General features: G+C 57.9%; 18 protein-coding genes, 2 tRNA genes and 3 rRNA genes. 7 read left to right on the top strand and 16 right to left on the bottom strand.

The genetic code is table 11. The annotated features are described in order from the left end of the window. The first annotated feature begins 54 nt into the window (after nt 1-54). The 3 genes from AB7M25_RS05060 to AB7M25_RS05050 all read left to right on the top strand — a co-directional run bounded on the left by AB7M25_RS05060 (nt 55) and on the right by AB7M25_RS05050 (nt 3,409). The gene (locus AB7M25_RS05060) at nt 55-1,473 is read left to right on the top strand and encodes a short-chain fatty acid transporter (RefSeq protein WP_007978051.1); all 1,419 of its coding nucleotides are present in this window, start codon (nt 55-57) and stop codon (nt 1,471-1,473) included. Between the two features lie 94 nt (nt 1,474-1,567). Then, nucleotides 1,568-2,740, top strand: coding sequence for a hypothetical protein (locus AB7M25_RS05055; RefSeq protein ID WP_454237036.1), 1,173 nt, complete (start codon nt 1,568-1,570; stop codon nt 2,738-2,740). Nucleotides 2,741-2,884: 144 nt separating this feature from the next. Beyond that, nucleotides 2,885-3,409, top strand: coding sequence for an SET domain-containing protein-lysine N-methyltransferase (locus AB7M25_RS05050; protein WP_454237035.1), 525 nt, complete (start codon nt 2,885-2,887; stop codon nt 3,407-3,409). A gap of 6 nt (nt 3,410-3,415) precedes the next feature. Here AB7M25_RS05050 and can read toward each other — a convergent pair whose 3' ends face one another. Next, nucleotides 3,416-4,060, bottom strand: coding sequence for a carbonate dehydratase (can, locus tag AB7M25_RS05045; protein ID WP_007978048.1), 645 nt, complete (start codon nt 4,058-4,060; stop codon nt 3,416-3,418). Between the two features lie 168 nt (nt 4,061-4,228). Here can and AB7M25_RS05040 point away from each other — a divergent pair, with 168 nt between their 5' ends. Next, nucleotides 4,229-4,630 carry a serine kinase/phosphatase gene (locus AB7M25_RS05040; RefSeq protein WP_429389613.1) on the top strand — a complete coding sequence of 134 codons (402 nt, stop codon included), beginning with the start codon at nt 4,229-4,231 and terminating at the stop codon, nt 4,628-4,630. 113 nt (nt 4,631-4,743) lie between these two features. On the opposite strand, the gene rimI is transcribed toward AB7M25_RS05040, so the two are convergent. Then, nucleotides 4,744-5,196 carry a ribosomal protein S18-alanine N-acetyltransferase gene (gene rimI, locus AB7M25_RS05035; protein ID WP_150772090.1) on the bottom strand — a complete coding sequence of 151 codons (453 nt, stop codon included), beginning with the start codon at nt 5,194-5,196 and terminating at the stop codon, nt 4,744-4,746. Further along, complete coding sequence (locus AB7M25_RS05030) at nt 5,189-5,935, bottom strand: energy transducer TonB (RefSeq protein WP_429561720.1); 747 nt, start codon at nt 5,933-5,935, stop codon at nt 5,189-5,191. The genes rimI and AB7M25_RS05030 overlap by 8 nt, the downstream gene beginning before the upstream one ends. A 220-nt stretch (nt 5,936-6,155) precedes the next feature. Between AB7M25_RS05030 and mksB the strand changes: the two genes are divergently transcribed. Genes mksB through mksF form a run of 3 tightly spaced genes read left to right on the top strand, consistent with a single transcriptional unit; the run spans nt 6,156 to nt 10,964 of the window. After that, complete coding sequence (mksB, locus tag AB7M25_RS05025; protein ID WP_165824779.1) at nt 6,156-7,436, top strand: Mks condensin complex protein MksB; 1,281 nt, start codon at nt 6,156-6,158, stop codon at nt 7,434-7,436. Next, nucleotides 7,426-8,127 (top strand): Mks condensin complex protein MksE, encoded by a 702-nt coding sequence (gene mksE / locus AB7M25_RS05020; protein ID WP_429389616.1) that lies wholly within the window; start codon nt 7,426-7,428, stop codon nt 8,125-8,127. The genes mksB and mksE overlap by 11 nt, the downstream gene beginning before the upstream one ends. Further along, on the top strand, nt 8,124-10,964 hold the full coding sequence (gene mksF, locus AB7M25_RS05015; RefSeq protein ID WP_102701500.1) for an Mks condensin complex protein MksF: 2,841 nt from the start codon (nt 8,124-8,126) through the stop codon (nt 10,962-10,964). Before mksE ends, mksF begins: the two co-directional genes overlap by 4 nt. Before the next feature lie 192 nt (nt 10,965-11,156). Here mksF and AB7M25_RS05010 read toward each other — a convergent pair whose 3' ends face one another. From AB7M25_RS05010 to ilvN, 13 genes are all read right to left on the bottom strand, one after another. Then, nucleotides 11,157-13,460, bottom strand: coding sequence for a PqiB family protein (locus tag AB7M25_RS05010; RefSeq protein WP_429389618.1), 2,304 nt, complete (start codon nt 13,458-13,460; stop codon nt 11,157-11,159). Continuing rightward, entirely contained in the window at nt 13,453-14,076 is a 624-nt protein-coding gene (locus tag AB7M25_RS05005; protein WP_102701498.1) for a paraquat-inducible protein A, read from the bottom strand. Before AB7M25_RS05005 ends, AB7M25_RS05010 begins: the two co-directional genes overlap by 8 nt. Continuing rightward, entirely contained in the window at nt 14,063-14,722 is a 660-nt protein-coding gene (locus AB7M25_RS05000) for a paraquat-inducible protein A (protein WP_104449425.1), read from the bottom strand. The genes AB7M25_RS05005 and AB7M25_RS05000 overlap by 14 nt, the downstream gene beginning before the upstream one ends. Before the next feature lie 147 nt (nt 14,723-14,869). Then, nucleotides 14,870-14,985 (bottom strand): 5S ribosomal RNA (gene rrf / locus AB7M25_RS04995). Between the two features lie 156 nt (nt 14,986-15,141). Then, nucleotides 15,142-18,035: ribosomal RNA gene (locus AB7M25_RS04990) — 23S ribosomal RNA — on the bottom strand. 247 nt (nt 18,036-18,282) lie between these two features. Next, a tRNA-Ala gene (locus AB7M25_RS04985) sits at nt 18,283-18,358 on the bottom strand. Between the two features lie 30 nt (nt 18,359-18,388). After that, nucleotides 18,389-18,465 (bottom strand) — tRNA-Ile (locus tag AB7M25_RS04980). An 81-nt stretch (nt 18,466-18,546) separates the two neighbouring features. After that, a 16S ribosomal RNA gene (locus AB7M25_RS04975) occupies nt 18,547-20,083 on the bottom strand. The 16S, 23S and 5S rRNA genes sit together here with 2 tRNA genes alongside, the layout of an rRNA operon. 492 nt (nt 20,084-20,575) lie before the next feature. Beyond that, nucleotides 20,576-21,190, bottom strand: coding sequence for a protein-methionine-sulfoxide reductase heme-binding subunit MsrQ (gene msrQ, locus AB7M25_RS04970; protein WP_454237034.1), 615 nt, complete (start codon nt 21,188-21,190; stop codon nt 20,576-20,578). Further along, the gene (gene msrP / locus AB7M25_RS04965) at nt 21,190-22,203 is read right to left on the bottom strand and encodes a protein-methionine-sulfoxide reductase catalytic subunit MsrP (RefSeq protein ID WP_429389978.1); all 1,014 of its coding nucleotides are present in this window, start codon (nt 22,201-22,203) and stop codon (nt 21,190-21,192) included. Before msrP ends, msrQ begins: the two co-directional genes overlap by 1 nt. A 58-nt stretch (nt 22,204-22,261) precedes the next feature. Then, complete coding sequence (gene pssA, locus AB7M25_RS04960; protein ID WP_007971084.1) at nt 22,262-23,116, bottom strand: CDP-diacylglycerol--serine O-phosphatidyltransferase; 855 nt, start codon at nt 23,114-23,116, stop codon at nt 22,262-22,264. 144 nt (nt 23,117-23,260) lie between these two features. Further along, nucleotides 23,261-24,277, bottom strand: a complete 1,017-nt coding sequence (gene ilvC / locus AB7M25_RS04955; protein WP_003228216.1) for a ketol-acid reductoisomerase — start codon at nt 24,275-24,277, stop codon at nt 23,261-23,263. 45 nt (nt 24,278-24,322) lie between these two features. Next, the gene (gene ilvN, locus AB7M25_RS04950) at nt 24,323-24,814 is read right to left on the bottom strand and encodes an acetolactate synthase small subunit (protein WP_003176102.1); all 492 of its coding nucleotides are present in this window, start codon (nt 24,812-24,814) and stop codon (nt 24,323-24,325) included. Between the last annotated feature and the right edge of the window lie 2 nt (nt 24,815-24,816).

Genomic DNA, 24,816 nt, shown 5'->3' with positions numbered 1-24,816 from the left:
CGGGCGGTTACCGCCCCGAAGACCACTACAAACATAAAAATCCGAGGTACCCCCGTGGCCGCTGACATCGAAGATAGCCGCTCCGCCCGCTTTGCCCTGCGCTGCTCAAGTTTTGCCGAACGCTGGTTCCCCGACTCCTGGGTGTTTGCCGCCCTGGCGGTGATCATCGTGGCGGTGGCCACCATGGCCATGGGCGCCAAGCCCACCGACGCCGCCATGGCTTTCGGCGATGGCTTCTGGAGCCTGATCCCCTTCACCATGCAGATGGCCTTCGTGGTGATCGGCGGTTATGTGGTCGCCAGTTCACCGCCGGCGGTGAAACTGATCGACCGCCTGGCGAAAATCCCGAAAAACGGCCGCTCTGCCGTGGCCTGGGTCGCACTGATCTCGATGGTCGCCTCGTTGCTGAACTGGGGCTTGTCCCTGGTGTTCGGCGGATTGCTGGTGCGCGCCCTCGCCCGCCGCACCGATCTGAAAATGGATTACCGTGCCGCCGGTGCCGCCGCCTACCTGGGGCTTGGTGCCGTGTGGGCATTGGGCCTGTCGTCATCGGCTGCTCAATTGCAGGCCAACCCGGCCAGCCTGCCGCCCTCGATTCTGTCGATCACCGGGGTGATTCCATTCACCCAGACGATCTTTCTCTGGCAGTCCGGCGTGATGTTGCTGGCCTTGATCGTGATTTCGCTGATCATCGCCTACGCCACCGCCCCCGGCCCGAATTCGGCGCGTGACGCCAAGGCCTGTGGTGTCGACCCGAGTTTCAACCTGCCACCGCTGCAACCGCGCACCCGCCCCGGCGAATGGCTGGAACACAGCCCGCTGCTGACGATTCTGCTGGTGTTGCTGGCTGCCGGGTGGTTGTTCCATGAGTTTTCGACCAAACCGGCCATCAGTGCGATTTCCGGGCTGAACACCTACAACTTCCTGTTCATCATGCTCGGTGCCCTGCTGCACTGGCGCCCTCGCAGCTTTCTGGATGCCGTGTCCCGTGCGGTGCCGACCACCACCGGGGTGTTGATCCAGTTCCCGCTGTATGGCTCGATCGCGGCACTGATGACCACGGTCAAGGGCGCCGATGCGCAGACCCTGGCGCATCACATCTCGACCTTCTTCGTCAGCATTGCCTCCCACGACACCTATGCCCTGCTGATGGGCGTGTACTCGGCGATCCTCGGCTTCTTCATTCCGTCCGGTGGCGGCAAGTGGATCATCGAAGCGCCGTACGTGATGCAGGTGGCCAATGACCTGAACTATCACCTGGGTTGGGCGGTACAGATCTACAACGCCGCCGAAGCCTTGCCGAACCTGATCAACCCCTTCTACATGCTGCCATTGCTGGGCGTGCTGGGGCTGAAGGCGCGGGACCTGATCGGCTTCTCGTTCGTGCAGTTACTGGTACACACGCCACTGGTGCTAGTGTTGTTATGGGCACTGGGGACGACGCTGGCGTATTTGCCGCCAGTCATGCCGTAACCTGAAAGAAAGGGGCCGGTATTGATCGGCCCCTTGTTGTTCCGCCCGTCGGTTTCAGTATCTGCTGGTCTAATACGCTGAAAAGGATCTGAGCATGTTCAAACTTGCGGCACTCACCCTCGCAGCCTTCACCCTGAGCACCACCGCCCACGCCGATGTCAATTTGAAGCTGGGCACTACCGAACGCGTTACCCGCCTCTTCGCCTACCCCAACAATTGCAACGTGATCTGCTTTCGCAACTGGACGCTCGAGCAAACCGTCGAGCATTACCTGACCCAGAGCGTGCAGCGCGATGGCTACGGCGACGCGAAGGTTCTGGTCAAAACCGATAACGGTCAGCTCCACGCGCAAATCATCGGCGTGCCCAATGGCTATGAAAAACCTTTGGCAGCGCTGCTCGATGCCGGTGACCTGGCCTATAACGGCGCCAGCAAACTGAATGCCGACGGCAAGTGGGCGTACAGCTGGTACCTGTTCCTGCCGCTGGGCATGGCCCTGGAGAACCGCAAAAGTGTCGAGTTGCTGCACTTCCCGCCCGACTACTCGTTGACCCAGGCCCAGGATTACCTGAAGTCCGCCACCACGGATCGTTGGGCCTCGCTGCTCACCGTCAATGGCATCCCGGCCGAGCAGACGCCGGCCTTTCAGACCATCATCGACATCGCCCCTATCGCCGCCCCCTCCAACGCCGGCAAGGACCTGGAGGGCGTCTACAGCTACTTCAACGAGTACCAGACCACCATGGTCAGGAACGTCAGCCTGCACGCCAGCGGTGAAACATTGCCGATGGTCGCCTTCGGCTCACCGGTGCGTGACTGGATCAAGCAACAATACGGGGCGACCGTGAATGTGCTGGGGCTGGCGACGATCAGCCCGAGTGACGGGGTGAAAGTGCGGGTGCTGGGCTCCAACCACCCAAGCTACATCTGGTATGCCTCCGATCCGGCAAGCTATTCCGGCAACGATGCCAAGGCCAAGGCCGATGCGGCGGGGCTGAAAGTCATGGGCCAGGATTTGAGTGCCGCCTGCTGGCAGGCCGTCATGGGCCATCAACCGGACAGCAATGCCGATGTCGAGCTGAAAACCTGCACACAAACCTGGCAAGTGGCCGAGAAGGATAAAACCTGCGCGCTGTTCTACACCTCGATTCGCAACCTGACGCCAGGACAGGCGGCGGCCAAATGCTCGACAGCAGCGATCCAGTTGCAGCTCAAACAGCTCAAGGCACCCGCACCGGCCACCGCCCTGCCCGCACCACCGCTATAAACCGACTATCGGCAGTCCATCTGTCAGTTATGACAGTAGACCGCCCGCGATATCTGCGAGAGGCTTGGGCCGTACCCACGTGCTGCAGCGCTGACTGGATCGTCAGCCGATGGAAGTCGCAGCACCCAGCCGACAGGGATCGTTATGAAAGCCAATGCACTGCGCAAGTCTCTCGCCCCACCGCCGCAGGGTGTTTACCCTTTTGTGGAGTTACCCCCGCACCTCGGATATCCATCCCTGGCCGATTTCGAGATTCTCTCGAACGACCAGGGCACCCCCATGGCCGCGGCAGCGTTGCGCGAGTTTCCCCGCATAAGCCGGATCTGCCGGGTATCGGGGCATTTGCTGCCCCGTCGTGGCCGGCATACCCGACAACTGGCCCGAGATATTCATGTCCATGACCCGCATTTCTGCGGGTTGCTGCGCCACTCTTGCGACCCGAACGTATTTCTCGACATGAGTGAGCTGTGGTTGTGGGCGCTCAAAGACATTCAGAAAGGTGATTGGCTGTCGATGGATTATGCCGCCACGGAAGACAAACTGCGGCGCCAGTTCGCCTGCCGCTGCGGCTCGTACAACTGCCGGGGCTGGATCACCGGCTTCGATGAAGCGCCGAACGCCGACGGCCAGCTGTTTTTGCAACAGTGGCGTCGGCAAAGTCCGCGCTGAAGGGCTTTACAGGGGTTCGAACGGACGCAGGCGGTACTGCGGCGGCAATTGCTCGAAGCCGCTGATGGTGGCGTTCAGGCTCTTCCAGCGACCGTCCTTGATACCGTAGATGCAGCCATGGATCGACAGGCTCTGCCCACGGTGCCAGGCGTTTTGCACAATGCTGGTGTGCCCGACGTTGGCCACTTGCTGGATCACGTTGAGTTCGCAGAGACGGTCGACGCGTTCTTCTTCGGTGGCCAGTTTGGCGAGTTCTTCGCGCTTTTCGTAATACAGGTCGCGAATCGAGCGCAGCCAGCCGTCGATCAGGCCGAACTGGCGATCCTGCATCGAGGCGCGCACGCCGCCGCAGCCATAGTGGCCGGTGACGAGGATGTGTTTGACCTTGAGTACGTCGACTGCGTACTGAATCACCGACAGGCAGTTGAGGTCCGTGTGCAGCACGACGTTGGCCACATTACGGTGTACGAACAGATCGCCCGGCAGCATGCCAACGATCTCGTTGGCCGGCACCCGGGCATCGGAACAACCGATCCACAGGAACTCAGGGGTCTGTTGGCGGGCCAGCTTGGCGAAGAAGTCAGGATCCTCCTCCTTGATCGCAGCGGCCCAACGCTCGTTGTTATCAATCAGATCTTGTAATTCGTTCATGCTCTGAAGCCTCAAGAATGATGCGCAGCTTTGACTGACAACCGTCCGTCGAGGTCACGCGCGAAATGCGGATGCTCTCCTGATCCGGTACACGGGGCTCCATGCCGGTGGAATTCTCGGTAGCCATGTGGGTCAACCGTAGTAAGGCCTACAGTATGAGGAATTGCCATGAATGATTCACGACGTCCGTACGATGCGGTGCAACCGGAACCGGTCGATGATAACGAAGACCGCATGGGCTCGGTGCGCGAGCTGGATTTCGACACCGAAGAACCCAGCGCCAGGATCGGTGACGAACTGCCGGAAAACGAGCGCGAACTGATGCCACCCCGCCGCGGACGTGAAGCAGGCCTGACGGGCGCCTCGACCGGCGACCATCAACCTACCGACGACGACCTGAGCCCGGAAACCCTGATCCGCGAAGACGGCGCCCGGGATGCCCATGAGGCGGGCAATGATAAAGGCGCGGATTGCGACCTGAGTATCGTCGATGAGGACGATATTGGCGGTGGTAATGGTCTGGATGAGGCGGAAATGGCGCGGCGCGATCCGATGGACGGCAAGCGATAGTTTTTTAGTGCCTGTTCAGCCGCCTTCGCGAGCAAGCCCGCTCCCACAGGGGAATGCATTCCAAATGTGGGAGCGGGCTTGCTCCGGGCGGCGATCCGACGAAGCTTTTAAGCTCAATCGACCAATGTGCAGGCCATGACCACCGCATCTTCGCGACCGCCCACCGCCGGGTAGTAATCCCGGCGCCGGCCGATTTCGTTGAAACCATAACGCTCGTACAGTTTGAACGCCGCGGTATTGCTGTCGCGCACTTCCAGGAAACACTCCCGGGCGTCGGCCTTGTAGGCAATCGACATCAAATGCTCCAGCAATGTCAGCCCCAGGCCGCGGCCCTGGTTTTCCGGCTTGACCGTGATGTTCAGCAGGTGCGCCTCGTCGAGGATGATCTGCACCACACCGTGGCCCACCTGTTGCTGGCCTTCGAACATCAGCCAGATCTGATATTTGCCCAGGCCGTCGAGAAAAATCCCGCGGGTCCAGGGATGGCTATAGGCCGCGTACTCGACTTTCAGCACGGTTTCCAGGTCCGCCTCGGTCATCGGGCGAAACGATACAGCGTCACTCATTCGATTCTTTCCAGCGCGCCATCAGCCGACGCATGGCTTGCCAGACATCAGCCTTACGCTGTGGCTCTTCCATTAATAATTCCAGGCCCGGTACCGCCCAGGCCGAGCCCAGGCCTTCGATCTGCAACTCGCGATTGAACGCCTCGGCATCCGCTTCGCCAGCAAAACGCACGGCGGGCAGGCCGATCAGCCACAGGCAGGCGCAGGGCGTTTCTTCCATGCGCACCGAGAGAAAACCTTGCACGAAGTCGCGGGCCGCTTCCGGGCCCTGGTCCATCGTGCCACGCACCAGCAGCGGCCAGCGCACCGGCTCGCCGACGATCTGCGGGCTGTCCGGCAGACCGGCGGCGCGCAGCATGTCCTTGAGCAGCAGATAAGCAGGGTCGCGGGTCTGGAAGGGTTCGCCTGTGGGTAACTCCACCAGCAGCAGGCAGCGCCCGGCCCGCAGCAATTGCAGGGCAAAACGCGGCGGCGGCACGACCGGTGCCTTGACCACGACGGGTGCCTCTTCGGCCTCTTCCACCGGTTTGGCACCGGTGCGGGTGCTCGCCAGCGATGGTCGCGGCACCTCGATCTTCACCCGCTCGGCCGGCTTGACCACAGGCGCCACGGGCGTCTCAGCCACGACAGCCGGCACGACAGGCGCGACCACGGCCGGCTCGGGTATCTCCAGCAGCTCGGGGCGTGACGGCGCAGCAAAGGGCAATTCGGTGCGCGGCAGCCAGTTGACCACCTGCATGGCGTTCAAATAAGCGCGACGACGGGACTCGATAAGCAAAGGTCGGCCACTTGTGGATAACTAAAGTGCGCTGATTCTACCGCCGTTCGCACAAGATCGCGCGCTGTTGATCGATAGACTTCACCGACAGAAAAAACAACAGCCCGTCCCGAGAGTGAATCGCATTGCCCCCGATGCAGTACAATCGCTGCTTTTAATCGCCAACCAGCCGGCCATTCCGATGATCGAACCCAAGCGCGTCTTGCGCGCCCTCGCTGAACACTGGGCACTTCTGGAGCCACTGTGCGAGCACTTCGACCAAGGCACACTGAGCCTCAACGAACTGCGCACGCAACTGGCCGCCCAGCAACTCGACAGCACGCCGCAGGACATTACCAGCCTGCTCGACGTGTGGATTCGCCTCGACATCCTGGTTCCCGTGGCCAAAAGCCCGAACCGTTTCGAGCTCAATGCACAGATTCACGACTTCCTCGCCTATCTGCGCCGTGAACACCGCCTGGGCCTGTGCCTGGAGATCGAAGCCTACCTGCGCCACCTTGAGCGTCTGGCCGGCTATATCCAGGACGCGTTCGACATCCGCGACGGCAATGACCTGGCCCGCCAGTTGCGCCTGCTCGACATGCGCGTGCGTGACGTGCTGAAAAAACTCGATAACGACGAACAGGCACTGGTGGCCGTCGCCGAACGGGCGAAAACCAGCGACCGGCAGATTCCGTTGCGCCAGCGTTACGCGGAAGTGCTGGCGACCTGGGACGAGTACGTCGAGCCGATGATTGATCTGGTGAACGCCGACGGCGCCTTCGAACAAGGCGTGCGCAAGGTCGAAACCGTGCTGCTGAAGATGCTCAGCGAACAGCAGCGCCTCGGCCACCTGGTCGACGACGACATGCTGCTGCGCACCCACGCGCGCATCCTCGAAATGCAGACCAGCGCCCAGTTGACCCTGCGTCATGCCCGCGAGCTGCTCTTGCCGTTGCGTGAAGAGGCCCGCCGGCACAATGCCGTGACCCGTGGCGCGGCGCTGGCCCTGGCCGCCATCCGTCGCAAGGGCATCGACGCCGTACCACAAGCGGCGATGCCGCTGTTCACACGGCCGCAAAGCACTTTCCTCGGCAGCGCCAGTCAGGTTGAAGCCTACGTCTACGCGCTGGCGCGCTTCGAACCGAAACCGGCGCGTTTCCCCAAGGCGCACAAGACCCACAAGGGCGGCGATGCACCACGCGCGCCTCGCACGGTTCGGGAAATGCTCGAGCGCTGCGAAGACGCCCTGCCGATGCCGGACCTGATGACCTGGCTGCTGGAGCAGGAACCGGACGGCGCCACCGACGAATTGCTGTACTGGTTCTCGCGCCTGTCGCGGGAAAAACGCTTCAAGCGCGAGCGTCTGGAACGTCGCGAATACCATACTCACGAGCACCAGGTCAGCCTGCGCTCCTTCGCCCTGCTCTCGGTCAGCGATGACGCCGCCGAGAATTCCGCGAGCACTCCTTATGCATCTTGATCTATCCGAACTGTCCCATCTGGCGCCGATCTTTCGCGAGCTGTTCAAGGGTTACCACGTCAGCCGCCGCGATCCGGAGCTGTACGCACAGTTGTCGAACTTTCAGGACCAATACCGCACGCTGTTCAAGGCACTGGGTTTTGAACTGGTCTGTGACACCCGCGGCTTCTACTACTTCGTGCCGGACCTCGCGGCAGCGGCGGTGAACAAGACCGCCCAGCGCCTGGCGCTGTTCACCTTCATCCTCGTCGAGCACCTGGCCGACCAGGGCCGTGACCCGATCTCCGTGCTCGACGGTGGCAGCCTCGGCCGCGATGAGCTGCCGTCGCTGCTGGAAAAGTACCGCGACCTGTTCATCCAGGCCGAAGTGCAGACCCAGGAAGAGCTGGAAGAAAAGATCATGCGCCGCATGACCCAGCTCGGTTTCGCCAGTGAAGAAAACGGCGTCTACCGTTTCCTGCCGCCGATGCACCGCTTCCTCGATGTGTGCCTGTCGGTGCAACAGGACCGCGATCTGGCCGCCAGCCTGCACAGCGTCCTGCCGTTGCCGGTACCGGTGCTGATCGATGAAGACAGCGACGAAAAACTGCTGCAGACCGACGACCCGCTCGACTTGAGCGAATTCGAAAGTGAAAGCGAAGAAGACGCCCTGGCCCGGGCCATTGCCGAAGAACAGGAGCTCGACGCATGAGCAAGGAACGTTACGGTATCCGCCGCTTTGCCCTTTTGAACACCGCCGGCTACAGCCTCGGCCTGTTCCCCCTGGAAGAGCCGCTGTCGGTGTACGGCGCGAACAACCTCGGTAAATCCGCCTCGATCAACGCCTTGCAGTTCCCGATCCTGGCGCGCATGTCGGACATGAGCTTCGGCAAGTACAGCCTGGAACAATCCCGGCGCTTCTACTTTGCCTCGGACACCAGCTACATCCTGGTCGAAGTCAACCTGCCCCACGGTCCGCACGTGATCGGCGTGGTCGGTCGCGGCCCCGGTGGCGGCTTCGGTCACCAGTTCTTTGCCTACGCGGGCAAGCTGGACCTGGCCCACTACCAGAAAAACGACACCTGCCTGCGTCAGAAAGAATTGTTCACCAACCTTGAGCGCGAAGGCCTGAAAGCCTACGAACTCAAGCCGGACGAACTGCGCCGCTTGCTGGTCGGAGGCCACACTTCGATCCCGCTGGACCTGACGCTGATCCCGTTGCGCTCCACCAGCGAGCAGAGCCTGAAGACCTTCCGCGCACTGTTCATCAACCTGCTGCACATGCGCGAAATCACGGCGGCCAAACTCAAGCAACTGTTCCTCGATGCCTTCGAACACAGCCTGCGATCCGGCAGCGTCGATTACATTGCCGCGTGCGAAGAAGCCTTCCGCGATGTACGACGCATGGAGCAGGACTACAACTCGCTGGTCGCCGCCGGTCCATTGGTCGAAGCGCTGGCCAACGGCGTGAAACAACGCGACATTCTGCGCGGCAAACTGCACCGCATCTCGCCGCTGCTCGATTCACTGCTGGGCACCTGGTCGGACTACGCCAGTGCGCGCAAGGAAGAGCTGACCATTCAGGCCGAGCACTACCGCAACGAGCAGGACGCCCTGCAAAACGACCAGCGCGGTGGCACTCAGGAACTGATGCGCCTGGAGCGGGAAATCACCGGCATCCAGCGCTGGCTCGGCGAATTGTCGGTGCTCAAGCATCGCTTTGCCCTGGTCGATGACGTCAAGGTGCTGGAGCAGCAACTGCTGGCCGCCAAGGACGCCCACGATGAACTGGCCGGCGCCTTGGCGCAGTCTCGTCAGTTCAGCGCCGAAGACCTCGACGAGCGTTTGCGCGATCTGGAAAAACGCCTGAAGTCGGTCAAGCAGCAGCTCGATCACGCCGACAACAACAGCTACGCCCGACTGCGCGAAGAGTTCTCGCAGCAGGACGTCGAGCGCCTGATGCGCCTGTTCAACAGCGCGCTGTTCAGCCTGCCGCTGGGCGAACATGGCATCACCCTCGACGAAAACGGCGACTGGGTGAAATCCGTGGAGCTGATCCTCGACGGCTTCAAAGGCGAACGCTTCGAAGTGCCGGGCCTGTCCATCGACATCTCGCACATCGAACCACCGGCCTTGCAGGCTCTGGCTGACCGTGCGGCCCTGCGCGACCAGAAAGAACGCCTGGAAAAAGAACTCAAGCAACTGAAAACCCAGCAAGCCGTGGCTGCCGACCGTGCCGCGAGCAAGACCCAGACCGAAGTGCTGTACCAGCAAGTGCTGGATGCGCAGAAAGCCCTGGAAGATTTCCGTCGCGCGCAAACCCTGAGCGCCGAAGAAGGCGACAAGCTGGAACAGATGGCTCAGATGGAAGCCGCACAGGACGAATTGAAACGTTCCAGCGATGCCTTTACCGAGCGCGTCCAGCAACTGTCGGCCAAGCTGCAATTGGTCGGCCGGCAGATCGGCGACATGGAAGCCAAGCAACGCACCCTCGACGACGCCCTGCGCCGCCGTCAGCTGTTGCCGGCGGACCTGCCGTTCGGCACGCCATTCATGGACCCGATCGACGACTCCATGGACAACCTGCTGCCGCTGCTCAACGACTATCAGGACAGCTGGCAAGGCCTGCTGCGGGCCGACGGCCAGATCGAAGCGCTGTACGCTCAGGTACGCCTCAAGGGCGTGGCCAAGTTCGACAGCGAAGACGATATGGAGCGTCGCCTGCAGCTGTTGATCAACGCCTATGCACACCGCACCGACGAAGCCCTGACCCTGGGCAAGGCTCGCCGTGCCGCCGTGACGGACATCGCCCGGACCCTGCGCAACATCCGCAGCGACTACGACAGCCTCGAACACCAGCTGGCGCTGTTCAACCGCGAAATCAACAAACGCCAGGTCTCCAACCTGCAAAGCTTCCGCATCGTGCTCGCGCCGAACAAGGAAGCGCTCAAGCACATCGACCAGATCATCCACAGCGCCGGTCAGTATGAGGAAGGCGAAACCCTGTCGGTCTTCGACCTCAGCCAAAGTGCCGAACAGGACAACAAGAACGAAGAGGCCAAGGAATACCTGGCACGACTGGTGGCGGCGAACCACAACCAGCTCGGCCTCAAGGACTTGTTCGAGCTGGCGTTCGAGATCACCAAGGTCAACGGCCAACCGGTAATCCACACCGACATCGACGGCGCCGCGTCCAACGGCACTACCATGACCATCAAGGCGCTGACCAACATGTACTTGTTGCTGCACTTGATGGACCGTGACCAGGCCGGTCGTGTACGCCTGCCGTACTACCTCGATGAAGCGGCGGACATCGATGAGAAGAACCAGGCCGCCTTGCTGGAAACCAGCTTGCAACTGGGCTTCGTGCCGATCCTGGCGAGCGTGAAGCCGCAGGTCTGCGCCAGTGTCGCCATCGACCTGGAAGGCGGCAGCGGCCCGGCCGGCATCTACATCGACGAGGCGGACTGGAAGTACATCCGTCGTCACGACCAGGTGAAGGCGACGGTCAACGAACAAGCGGATGAACCGGAGCTGGATGCGGTCTGACGTTTGAATCGAAGGCAATGAAAAAGGCCGCGGTCCATGGATCGCGGCCTTTTTCATAGGTGTGTCATTTAGCTTTGCAGTGAACTTCAGGGCCTCTTCGCGGGCAAGCCCGCTCCCACAGAGTCTGTGACCAACCGATAACCCTGTGGGAGCGGGCTTGCCCGCGAAGGCGTCATCACTGACGCCAGAAAACTACTTGCCGAGCGAAATCTTCGGCGCCCAGCCCAGCCATTCCTCTTCGAACTTGTCGAACAACGCGAACGTCTGCTCCGGTCGCGCCGGGCTGCCCATGCGCTCGCCGTCCGGCGTGGCGAAGGCGACACCGCCCTGAATCATCGTCTCCAGGGATTCAGTGCGCACCGTTGCACCTCTGAACAGTCCGACATCGAAGTCGAAACCGCTGGTGTTCCAGAACCGCGTGCCGCTACGCACCAGTGGTGCGTACTTCGGCTCGATCAGGATATGGATCAGCACACGATCAGCGGTCTGCCCCAATTCATAACCCGTTACCTTGCCCACCGTGATTTCGCGATACGTCACCGGCACACCGGCCTTCAGCGAACCGCGACGAGCGGCGCTGAGCACCAGACTCAAACCGTCTTCACGCTTTACAGCCTCAGGCGGGCTGGCCAGGGCCATGAAGCTTTTCTGCGGTCCCAGATTCTTGGCAGCCGGCAGCACTTCGATGTATTGCCCGGTCACCAGGGTTTCAAGGTTCGATGTCTTGATCAGCCCCAGTTCAGGCTTGACCACCCAGAACTGACTACCGACCCGGGCGATGCGCTCCGGCACTTCGGTAATCCGCGCGGTCAGCAGCACCGATTGCAGGTCGTCACTCAGGTCAACGTCCTCGATCTTGCCGACATCCAGGCCCTTGAAGCGAATCGGCGTGCCCGTACGCAATCCATCGGCGCGATCTACCTTAATGGTAATCACCTCGCCCTTTTGCGTGGCATCGTCATGGCTGGCGAACAAGCGGAAACGTGGAATGCGCTTTTGCAGCGGCGCCTTGGCTTCCGGGGTTTCAAAGGCAATACCGCCGGCCATCAGGCTTTGCAGCGATTCACTCTTGACTTGAATGCCACCGGTCAGGCCACCCGAGAGCGTGATACCGCTGGCATTCCAGAAACGTGTCGAGGCGTTGACCAGATCCTCGTATTCCTTCTCGATATGCACGCCGATGATCAATTGCTTTTTGGTGCGCGAGAACTGATAGCTCTGTACCGAACCGACCTTGACCTGCTTGTAGAGAACCGGGCTGCCGACTTCCAGCGAACCCAGGTTTTCGGTGAACAACACCAGGTGCAGGCCCGGCGCACGCAAATCCAGGGGGGGCGCCTTGGGCCGCGCCACGAATTCGCGTTGCGGAGCGGCACCCTTGTCGCCTGGACGCACAGCGATGTAGTTACCTTTGACCAGCGCCTCGAGACCGGTAATCCCGGCGAGAGAAATCGACGGCTTGACCACCCAGAACTGCGTACCGTCGACCAGGTAATCCTCGGCCAACGGGTCCATCGTCAACTCGGCTGTGGCCCCGGACAGGTCGGGATCGACCTTCAGCGCCTTGAGGTTGCCGACCTGAATGCCTTTGTACATCACCGGCGTACGACCGGCCTGCAAGCCCTCGAAGTCGCTGAGCTTGACCTTGATCCGGATACCGGCCGCCGCTGCATCGAAGTCTTCATAGAGTCTGAACGGCAGGCTTGGGTCGGTAGGCGGGCTGTCCTTACGGTTTTCGGGTGTAGCGAACGCAATACCACCGGCGACAATGCTGGCCAGGGATTCACTGCGAATCTTCACACCCGACAGATTGGCGTCGATGCTGATGCCGCTGGCATTCCAGAAACGTGTGTGTTTGCGCACCAGTTTGGCGTAAGTCGGCTCGATGAAGACCTTGAGCTCGACGGTGCTCTGGTCCTCGGACAACACATAGCTTTTGATCTGGCCCACTTTGATCTGTTTGTAAAACACCGGACTGCCACGGTTCAGCGAGCCCAGGCGGTCAGCCTTGATGGTCAAGTGCAGACCGGGCTGGGCATCGGAAAGCGGCGGTTCCTGGGCCAGGGCCTTGAACTTGCGAACCGGTTCACCCTCGCCCGGACTGATCGCAACGTAGTTGCCCGAAACCAGCGTCTCAAGACCGGTAATCCCTGCCAACGTCACGCTCGGCTTGACCAGCCAGAAACGCGTGCTGGTGCGCAGGTATTGCTCTACGTCCTTGTTCATTTCGATGCTGGCGATCACGCCTTTGGAACTGCCTTCGTCATCGAGCTTGAGGCTTTTTACCTTGCCGACCGACATGCCTTTATAGACAACTTCGGTCTTGTTGGCCTGAATGCCTTCGCCACTTTCAAAGCGTACCTGAATCTCGATACCGGTCTCGTTATACGCACGCCAGCCGAGCCAGCCGCCAATGATCAAGGCGATCAGGGGCAACACCCAAATGGCAGACCAGTTCGAAGCCGGTCGGGTTTTCGCTACAGGCAAATCAGTCATGGTCGTCGTCCGACTCCGTGTTATCCCAAATCAGTCGGGGATCAAAAGTTACTGCGGCAAGCATCGTCAGAATCACCACCGAGGCGAAGGCGATGGCGCCAAGATTGGCTTCGATGCTGGCAAGCCGCCCAAAATTCACGACCGCCACGAGGATGGCAATCACAAAGATATCGAGCATCGACCAGCGGCCGATGAATTCAATGAAACGGTACATCCAGATACGCTGGCGAGCCGAAAGGGGCTGACGGCGCTGCACGGAAAACAGCAGCAGAGCAATGCCCACCAGCTTGAACGTGGGCACCACGATACTGGCGATAAACACCACGGCCGCAATGGGGAACATGCCGTAGTGCACCAACTCGATCACACCCGCCATGATCGTGCTGGGCGCTCCTTTGCCGAGGGAGTTCACGGTCATGATCGGCAACAAATTGGCCGGTATGTAAAGAATGGCGGCGGTAATCAGCAATGCCCAGGTGCGCACCAGGCTATTCGGGCTGCGGGCATGCACCAACGCTCCGCAGCGTGTACAGACCTGCTCGTCGGTATCAGCTTCCTGCCTGTTCAATTCATGACATTCCTTGCAAATCAGAATGCCTGCATCAATCGCCCGCATGGGCATCCTCTCCTGATAACGCTTGCCAGATCTGGTGAGGCGACATTACGACCTCCAGCCAGACTTGAATCAGCAATAAACCAATGAAGCACGCCAGGCCGAGGCCGACGGTGATGGCTGCCATATCTGCCAGCTTGACGATCGCCACCAGCACGCCCATGAAGTAAACCTCGAGCATCCCCCATTCGCGTATATGGTGATAAATTCGATAGAGCAACAAACCGTAGCTGCGCCCGACATCAAAACGGATACTCAACAATACGGCCAGTTGGCACAGCAGCTTGAGCAGCGGGATCCCCATGCTGCACAGGAACACAATCACTGAAACGCTTTGCATGCCCGTGTCAAAAAGGGCGACAACGCCACTCCAGACAGTGTCTTGCGAAGACTGCCCGAGTAGATTGAGCTGCATGATGGGTAAAAAGTTCGCCGGAATAAACAACAACAAGGCGGCTATGACCAGGGCGAGACTGCGCTGTACGACGTTGTACCGATTGGCATAAAGCTCGTAGCCACAGCGCGGGCACAGGGCTTTTTCGCCGTGGGCGAGTTCTGGCTTGCGCATGAGCAAGTCGCACTCATGGCAGGCAACCAGACTTTCAAGTGGTAATTCTGACAGCTCTTTGGCGTCAACCGAATCCGGCATAAGCGCTCTGACTCTGAAAAAGTTGGACCTATTCTAGTGTCCCGGGACAAAAATAACTGCGCCAATTTGTGCTCGATTGAGCGCGCTTTTTTCTACGCCCAAAAACAAAACCCCAACTGCTTTCGCAATTGGGGTTTCGGAATTTAATCTTGACGATGACCTACTCTCACATGGGGAAACCCCACACTACCATCGGCGATGCATCGTTTCACTTCTGAGTTCGGGATGGGATCAGGTGGTTCCAACGCTCTATGGTCGTCAAGAAATTCGGGTACTGAGTCGTGGCCAGGTGGCCTCGCTTCAGCAAATTGGGTATGTGACAGCTGGTGTTTTGTGAGTCTCTCGAACTTTCGGTTCGTTTCGTCTTCACACACCGCAATCTGATGCTCTTTCGAGTAGTCAAATTGCTTGGGTGTTATATGGTCAAGCCTCACGGGCAATTAGTATTGGTTAGCTCAACGCCTCACAGCGCTTACACACCCAACCTATCAACGTCGTAGTCTTCGACGGCCCTTCAGGGGACTCAAGGTCCCAGTGAGATCTCATCTTGAGGCAAGTTTCCCGCTTAGATGCTTTCAGCGGTTATCTTTTCCGAACATAGCTACCCGGCAATGCCACTGGCGTGACAACCGGAACACCAGAGGTTCGTCCACTCCGGTCCTCTCGTACTAGGAGCAGCCCCTCTCAAATCTCAAACGTCCACGGCAGATAGGGACCGAACTGTCTCACGACGTTCTAAACCCAGCTCGCGTACCACTTTAAATGGCGAACAGCCATACCCTTGGGACCGGCTTCAGCCCCAGGATGTGATGAGCCGACATCGAGGTGCCAAACACCGCCGTCGATATGAACTCTTGGGCGGTATCAGCCTGTTATCCCCGGAGTACCTTTTATCCGTTGAGCGATGGCCCTTCCATACAGAACCACCGGATCACTAAGACCTACTTTCGTACCTGCTCGACGTGTCTGTCTCGCAGTCAAGCGCGCTTTTGCCTTTATACTCTACGACCGATTTCCGACCGGTCTGAGCGCACCTTCGTACTCCTCCGTTACTCTTTAGGAGGAGACCGCCCCAGTCAAACTACCCACCATACACTGTCCTCGATCCGGATAACGGACCTGAGTTAGAACCTCAAAGTTGCCAGGGTGGTATTTCAAGGATGGCTCCACGCGAACTGGCGTCCACGCTTCAAAGCCTCCCACCTATCCTACACAAGCAAATTCAAAGTCCAGTGCAAAGCTATAGTAAAGGTTCACGGGGTCTTTCCGTCTAGCCGCGGATACACTGCATCTTCACAGCGATTTCAATTTCACTGAGTCTCGGGTGGAGACAGCGCCGCCATCGTTACGCCATTCGTGCAGGTCGGAACTTACCCGACAAGGAATTTCGCTACCTTAGGACCGTTATAGTTACGGCCGCCGTTTACCGGGGCTTCGATCAAGAGCTTCGCGTTAGCTAACCCCATCAATTAACCTTCCGGCACCGGGCAGGCGTCACACCCTATACGTCCACTTTCGTGTTTGCAGAGTGCTGTGTTTTTAATAAACAGTCGCAGCGGCCTGGTATCTTCGACCGGCGTGGGCTTACGGAGCAAGTCCTTCACCCTCACCGGCGCACCTTCTCCCGAAGTTACGGTGCCATTTTGCCTAGTTCCTTCACCCGAGTTCTCTCAAGCGCCTTGGTATTCTCTACCCAACCACCTGTGTCGGTTTGGGGTACGGTTCCTGGTTATCTGAAGCTTAGAAGCTTTTCTTGGAAGCATGGCATCAACCACTTCGTCACCCAAAGGGTAACTCGTCATCAGCTCTCGGCCTTAAGATCCCGGATTTACCTAAGATCTCAGCCTACCACCTTAAACTTGGACAACCAACGCCAAGCTGGCCTAGCCTTCTCCGTCCCTCCATCGCAATAACCAGAAGTACAGGAATATTAACCTGTTTTCCATCGACTACGCTTTTCAGCCTCGCCTTAGGGACCGACTAACCCTGCGTCGATTAACGTTGCGCAGGAAACCTTGGTCTTTCGGCGTGGGTGTTTTTCACACCCATTGTCGTTACTCATGTCAGCATTCGCACTTCTGATACCTCCAGCAAGCTTCTCAACTCACCTTCACAGGCTTACAGAACGCTCCTCTACCGCATCACCCGAAGGTGATACCCGTAGCTTCGGTGTATGGTTTGAGCCCCGTTACATCTTCCGCGCAGGCCGACTCGACTAGTGAGCTATTACGCTTTCTTTAAAGGGTGGCTGCTTCTAAGCCAACCTCCTAGCTGTCTAAGCCTTCCCACATCGTTTCCCACTTAACCATAACTTTGGGACCTTAGCTGACGGTCTGGGTTGTTTCCCTTTTCACGACGGACGTTAGCACCCGCCGTGTGTCTCCCATGCTCGGCACTTGTAGGTATTCGGAGTTTGCATCGGTTTGGTAAGTCGGGATGACCCCCTAGCCGAAACAGTGCTCTACCCCCTACAGTGATACATGAGGCGCTACCTAAATAGCTTTCGAGGAGAACCAGCTATCTCCGAGCTTGATTAGCCTTTCACTCCGATCCACAGGTCATCCGCTAACTTTTCAACGGTAGTCGGTTCGGTCCTCCAGTCAGTGTTACCTAACCTTCAACCTGCCCATGGATAGATCGCCCGGTTTCGGGTCTATTCCCAGCGACTAGACGCCCTATTAAGACTCGCTTTCGCTACGCCTCCCCTATTCGGTTAAGCTCGCCACTGAAAATAAGTCGCTGACCCATTATACAAAAGGTACGCAGTCACAGAACAAAGTCTGCTCCCACTGCTTGTACGCATACGGTTTCAGGATCTATTTCACTCCCCTCTCCGGGGTTCTTTTCGCCTTTCCCTCACGGTACTAGTTCACTATCGGTCAGTCAGTAGTATTTAGCCTTGGAGGATGGTCCCCCCATATTCAGACAAAGTTTCTCGTGCTCCGTCCTACTCGATTTCATGACTAAGAGATTTTCGCGTACAGGGCTATCACCCACTATGGCCGCACTTTCCAGAGCGTTCCGCTAATCTCAAAGCCACTTAAGGGCTAGTCCCCGTTCGCTCGCCACTACTAAGGGAATCTCGGTTGATTTCTTTTCCTCAGGGTACTTAGATGTTTCAGTTCCCCTGGTTCGCCTCTTGCACCTATGTATTCAGTACAAGATAACCATCTTATGATGGCTGGGTTCCCCCATTCAGACATCTCCGGATCAAAGTCTGTTTGCCGACTCCCCGAAGCTTTTCGCAGGCTACCACGTCTTTCATCGCCTCTGACTGCCAAGGCATCCACCGTATGCGCTTCTTCACTTGACCATATAACCCCAAGCAATCTGGTTATACTATGAAGACGACATTCGCCGAAAATTCGATTGCGCTCCTAAGAGCCACTCACAAATTTTACCTTAGCCTGATCCGTTACCAGTGAAAGTAACGTTCAGTCTATCTTTCTATCACATACCCAAATTTTTAAAGAACGAACTAGTCAAAGACTAGAAATCAACATTCACCATCGAATCGATGGAATGCTCATTTCTAAGCTTTATACAATCAGAAGCAGTAGTGGTGGAGCCAAACGGGATCGAACCGTTGACCTCCTGCGTGCAAGGCAGGCGCTCTCCCAGCTGAGCTATGGCCCCGTATTTCTACAGGCGTTTCCCACACAAAATTGGTGGGTCTGGGCAGATTCGAACTGCCGACCTCACCCTTATCAGGGGTGCGCTCTAACCAACTGAGCTACAGACCCAATTTCGGGCTGCTTCTTTTCGTCTTCTTCAATGAATCAAGCAATTCGTGTGGGAGCTCATGGAGCAGCTGAGTCGTCGATTAAGGAGGTGATCCAGCCGCAGGTTCCCCTACGGCTACCTTGTTACGACTTCACCCCAGTCATGAATCACACCGTGGTAACCGTCCTCCCGAAGGTTAGACTAGCTACTTCTGGTGCAACCCACTCCCATGGTGTGACGGGCGGTGTGTACAAGGCCCGGGAACGTATTCACCGCGACATTCTGATTCGCGATTACTAGCGATTCCGACTTCACGCAGTCGAGTTGCAGACTGCGATCCGGACTACGATCGGTTTTGTGGGATTAGCTCCACCTCGCGGCTTGGCAACCCTCTGTACCGACCATTGTAGCACGTGTGTAGCCCAGGCCGTAAGGGCCATGATGACTTGACGTCATCCCCACCTTCCTCCGGTTTGTCACCGGCAGTCTCCTTAGAGTGCCCACCATAACGTGCTGGTAACTAAGGACAAGGGTTGCGCTCGTTACGGGACTTAACCCAACATCTCACGACACGAGCTGACGACAGCCATGCAGCACCTGTCTCAATGTTCCCGAAGGCACCAATCCATCTCTGGAAAGTTCATTGGATGTCAAGGCCTGGTAAGGTTCTTCGCGTTGCTTCGAATTAAACCACATGCTCCACCGCTTGTGCGGGCCCCCGTCAATTCATTTGAGTTTTAACCTTGCGGCCGTACTCCCCAGGCGGTCAACTTAATGCGTTAGCTGCGCCACTAAGAGCTCAAGGCTCCCAACGGCTAGTTGACATCGTTTACGGCGTGGACTACCAGGGTATCTAATCCTGTTTGCTCCCCACGCTTTCGCACCTCAGTGTCAGTATCAGTCCAGGTGGTCGCCTTCGCCACTGGTGTTCCTTCCTATATCTACGCATTTCACCGCTACACAGGAAATTCCACCACCCTCTACCATACTCTAGCTTGTCAGTTTTGAATGCAGTTCCCAGGTTGAGCCCGGGGCTTTCACATCCAACTTAACAAACCACCTACGCGCGCTTTACGCCCAGTAATTCCGATTAACGCTTGCACCCTCTGTATTACCGCGGCTGCTGGCACAGAGTTAGCCGGTGCTTATTCTGTCGGTAACGTCAAAACACTAACGTATTAGGTTAATGCCCTTCCTCCCAACTTAAAGTGCTTTACAATCCGAAGACCTTCTTCACACACGCGGCATGGCTGGATCAGGCTTTCGCCCATTGTCCAATATTCCCCACTGCTGCCTCCCGTAGGAGTCTGGACCGTGTCTCAGTTCCAGTGTGACTGATCATCCTCTCAGACCAGTTACGGATCGTCGCCTTGGTGAGCCATTACCTCACCAACTAGCTAATCCGACCTAGGCTCATCTGATAGCGCAAGGCCCGAAGGTCCCCTGCTTTCTCCCGTAGGACGTATGCGGTATTAGCGTTCCTTTCGAAACGTTGTCCCCCACTACCAGGCAGATTCCTAGGCATTACTCACCCGTCCGCCGCTGAATTCAGGAGCAAGCTCCTGTCATCCGCTCGACTTGCATGTGTTAGGCCTGCCGCCAGCGTTCAATCTGAGCCATGATCAAACTCTTCAGTTCAAACATCTTTGGGTTTTGAGAAAACCCTAAACTTGGCTCAGCAATCGTTGGTTACATCTTTGATTTCTCGCGGAGTAACTTGTGATGCTGATAATCTGTTGACTAGCAGTCTGACTCCACAAGCACCCACACGAATTGCTTGATTCAGTTGTTAAAGAGCGGTTGGTTAAGATCTTTCGTCTCAACCGAGGCGCGCATTCTACAGCAGCCTCATTTGCTGTCAAGTGATTTTTTTCAGAAGTTTTCAAGGAATCCTTAACAACTTCAACCACTTGCGCTTTCGATCTCTCGTCAGCGGGAGGCGAATTCTACAGCGTTACTCGCTGCTGTCAACACCTCTTTTTCAACTTCTTTTGCGCTTCGATGACCTGAAGCAACCCGCTGCCGAAAACCGCGTAACTCTTTGTTTACCAAGGAGTTTTCCGTTTCGACTGCGCCGGAAGTGGGGCGAATTATAGACATCTCAAATCTGCCGTCAACACCTTTTTACGCCTATTTGGCAGAAGAGGCCTTTTTAGCCGTTAAACGAGGGATTCGACGAGCTACGGGCGGTAACCGCAGCACTAACAGCAACGCACCTATAGATGCATAGATCACCCACTCCTTGAGGTCGGCACGCACAATCCAGAGCATATGCAGCAATCCAAGCCCGAGAATGACATAAGCCAGACGATGCAACTTCTTCCAACTCGCCCGCAATCGCCGCTGACTGTATCGATTGGACGTCACCGCCAATGCCAGTAAACCAAGAAAGCCCAGCGCCCCGACAATAATGTAAGGCCGCTTGCGCAACTCGACACCCAATTGCAACCAGTCAAAACCAAGAATGAATGCGGCATAGCTACTGAGGTGGAGCACCACATAGGCAAAACACCACAACCCCAACTGTCGCCGTACAACAATCCACCCCGGCCAACCGGTGAGCTTCTGCAAAGGCGTCATACCCAAAGTCACGAGCAGCAGAACAAGCGCCCCCAGACCCAATCGATCGACCAGTACCTTGCCCGGATCCGGCCCGAGGGCATCCTCCCAGGCCTGATACAACCACAGCAGCGGCCACACCAGTACCACGACAAAGACACCGATACGCCACAACGGATAGCGCATCAGTAGTTCTTCCTCAGGTCGAGCCCCGTATATAGAGAGGCAACTTCCTCTGAATAGCCGTTGAACATTTGCGTGTCGCGCACATTGGGCTTGAACAAACCGCTCGGCAGGCGGCGTTCACGAGCCTGAGTCCAGCGAGGATGATCAACCGTGGGATTCACGTTCGCATAAAAGCCATACTCATCCGGAGCAATACTCTGCCAGCTGGTTTTCGGCTGCTCGCTGACCAGACTGATGCGCACAATGGACTTGATGCTCTTGAAGCCATATTTCCAGGGCACCACCAAACGCAACGGCGCGCCGTTTTGATTAGGCAACTCACGCCCGTACATACCAACCGCAAGAATCGCCAACGGGTTCATCGCCTCATCCAGACGCAACCCTTCTATATAGGGCCAGTCGATCAAGGCAAAACCGGAGCGCTGGCCCGGCATGCTTTTGGAGTCCTGCAGGGTTTCGAAGCGGATGAATCTGGCTTTGGAGGTCGGCTCCACTTCCTTGAGTAACGCCGAGAGGGGAAAGCCGATCCAGGGAATGACCATCGACCAGGCTTCCACGCAACGCAGTCGGTAGATTCGCTCCTCAAGCTGGTACGGCTTCATGAAGTCCTCCAGCGCATACCTCCCCGGCTTGCCCACCTCCCCGTCCACGACCACCGACCACGGCTCAGTCTTCAGCGCGCCGGCATTGGCGGCCGGATCACCCTTGTCGGTGCCGAACTCGTAGAAGTTGTTGTAGTGAGTCGCATCCTTGAACGGCGTGATCGCCTCATCCTTGACGTTGACCGCCCCCCACTGGGTAGCAGGAAGTTTTTCGCTGAACCAGGAAGGCGCCTTGCCGGGTTCGACATCCGGGTAACGCGCAGCATCACCAGCGCTGGCCCATTGCGGCAGGCTGCCCAAAGCGAAACCGGCAACCGTGGCGCCGAGCACATTGCGTCGAGAAAGATAGAGGGATTCAGGCGTGACGTCCGACTCATGGCAGTCGGACGTTCTGGTGACTTTGATCAGCATGGTTACTCCGCAGCTTTGGAGGACAGATGCACCCATAGACTGCGGAGTATGAGGGAAATTACGCGCTCTTGTTACGGCGAAGACGTAACAGGTATTGAACCGGGCCGGAGGCTGCATAGGCGAGAAACACCAGCAACAGGATGCGCGGCGGATCACTGAACACCACCGCAAACACCAGCACCACAGCGAGAATCGCAACGAACGGCACGCGCCCTTTCAGGTCCAGCTCCTTGAAGCTGTTGTACTTGATGTTGCTGACCATTAGCATGCCGGCCGCAGCTACCATCAGCGCAACCAGGAAGGACATCTTCGAGCCCTGAATGCCGTAATCGCTGAATGCCCAGACGATGCCTGCAACAACACCCGCCGCGGCCGGGCTGGCCAGGCCGATAAAGTAGCGCTTGTCCGCCGTACCGACCTGAGTGTTGAAACGTGCGAGACGCAGCGCCGCACCCGCGACATAAATGAAGGCGACCATCCAGCCAACCTTGCCCATGTCGCCCAGTGCCCAACCGAAGGCCAGCAATGCCGGTGCGACACCAAAGGCAACCATGTCCGACAGCGAGTCATACTCGGCACCAAAGGCGCTCTGCGTATTGGTCATACGGGCAACGCGCCCATCAAGGCCATCGAGCACCATCGCAACGAAGATCGCGATGGCCGCAAACGCGAAATACTTGCTCGCATTGGCCGAGTCACCCGCACTCAGGGCCGCCTGGGCGCTCATCGAGTTGATGATGGAGTAAAACCCTGCAAACAGGTTCGCAGTGGTAAACAGGTTCGGCAGAAGATAGATACCACGATGCCGGACTTTACGACCTTCAGCGTCATGGCCCTCCTCGACATGTTCATCGATGGGCAGCAGGCTTTCGGCGTCAGAAGCCTGGTTTGGCTCTTCGGGGCGTTCGCTCATGGACATTACCTTGCAACGGGGTGGAAAGTTTGGACAGGTGTCTGGGACGACGGTTCGGCCGCAAACGATGCAGCTTTATACCAGAACCGGTCTCCCAAACGAAAAAACGCGGCCTAAGCCGCGTTTTTCGTACAAGGGCGTGACTTAGTTTTTGGCTTTGTCGACGATCTTGTTGGCACCGATCCACGGCATCATGGAGCGCAGTTGCTCGCCGATGATTTCGATACCGTGAGCGGCGTTGTTACGACGCTTGGCGGTCATCGAAGGATAGCCGGTAGCGCCTTCGCTGATGAACATCTTGGCGTATTCGCCGTCCTGAATACGTTTCAGGGCGTTGCGCATGGCCTGACGGGACTCGGCGTTGATGACTTCCGGGCCGGTCACGTACTCGCCGTATTCGGCGTTGTTGGAGATCGAGTAGTTCATGTTGGCGATACCGCCTTCGTACATGAGGTCAACGATCAGTTTCAGTTCGTGCAGGCACTCGAAGTAGGCCATTTCTGGCGCGTAGCCAGCTTCAACCAGGGTTTCGAAACCGGCTTTTACCAGTTCAACGGTACCGCCACACAGAACGGCTTGCTCGCCGAACAGGTCGGTTTCGGTCTCGTCCTTGAAAGTGGTTTCGATGATGCCGGTACGACCGCCGCCAACGCCGGCAGCGTAGGACAGCGCAACGTTCTTGGCGTTGCCCGAGGCGTCCTGGTAGATAGCGATCAGGTCAGGGATACCGCCGCCCTTCACGAATTCGGAACGTACGGTGTGGCCAGGAGCCTTCGGCGCGATCATGATCACGTCGAGGTCAGCGCGCGGCACAACCTGGTTGTAGTGGATCGCGAAGCCGTGGGAGAAGGCCAGGGTGGCGCCTTTCTTGATGTTCGGCTCGATTTCGTTCTTGTACAGGGAGGACTGGAACTCGTCCGGGGTCAGGATCATGACCAGGTCGGCCGCTGCAACAGCCGAAGCAACGTCGGTCACTTTCAGGCCGTGGGCTTCTGCCTTGGCAACGGTAGCCGAACCTTTACGCAGACCTACAGTCACGTCAACGCCGGAATCTTTCAGGTTGCACGCCTGAGCGTGGCCTTGGGAACCGTAACCGATGATGGCAACTTTCTTGCCCTGGATGATCGACAGGTCGCAGTCTTTATCGTAGAAAACTTTCATGAATTTCCCCTATATCAGGCCGTTCAGGCCGTTCGCTAATTTGGTTTAGATGCTGAGTACTTTGTCGCCGCGGGCAATGCCGGTCACGCCACTACGGACGGTTTCCAGAATCGAGGCGGTGCCGATGGACTGAATGAAGCTGTCGAGCTTGTCGCTGGTACCGGTCAGTTGAACGGTATACACGCTGGCGCTGACATCGACGATCTGCCCACGGTAAATATCGGTAGTGCGCTTGATCTCGGCGCGCTGGGCGCCGGTGGCCTTGACCTTGACCAACATCAGTTCGCGCTCGATGTGAGCACTTTCCGACAGGTCGACCAGTTTTACCACTTCGATCAGCTTGTTCAGGTTCTTGGTGATCTGCTCGATGACTTCATCGTGACCGACAGTGGTCAGCGTCAGACGCGACAGGGTCGGGTCTTCGGTTGGGGCCACGGTCAGGCTTTCGATGTTGTAGTTGCGCTGCGAGAACAGGCCAACCACGCGAGACAGAGCGCCGGGTTCGTTTTCCAGAAGCAAGGAAATAATGTGCCGCATGA

It is taken from the genome of Pseudomonas sp. AP3_22 TE3818 (assembly GCF_053628995.1).
Note: the sequence above shows the minus strand (reverse complement) of the source record. Positions and strands in the feature narration are given on the sequence as shown.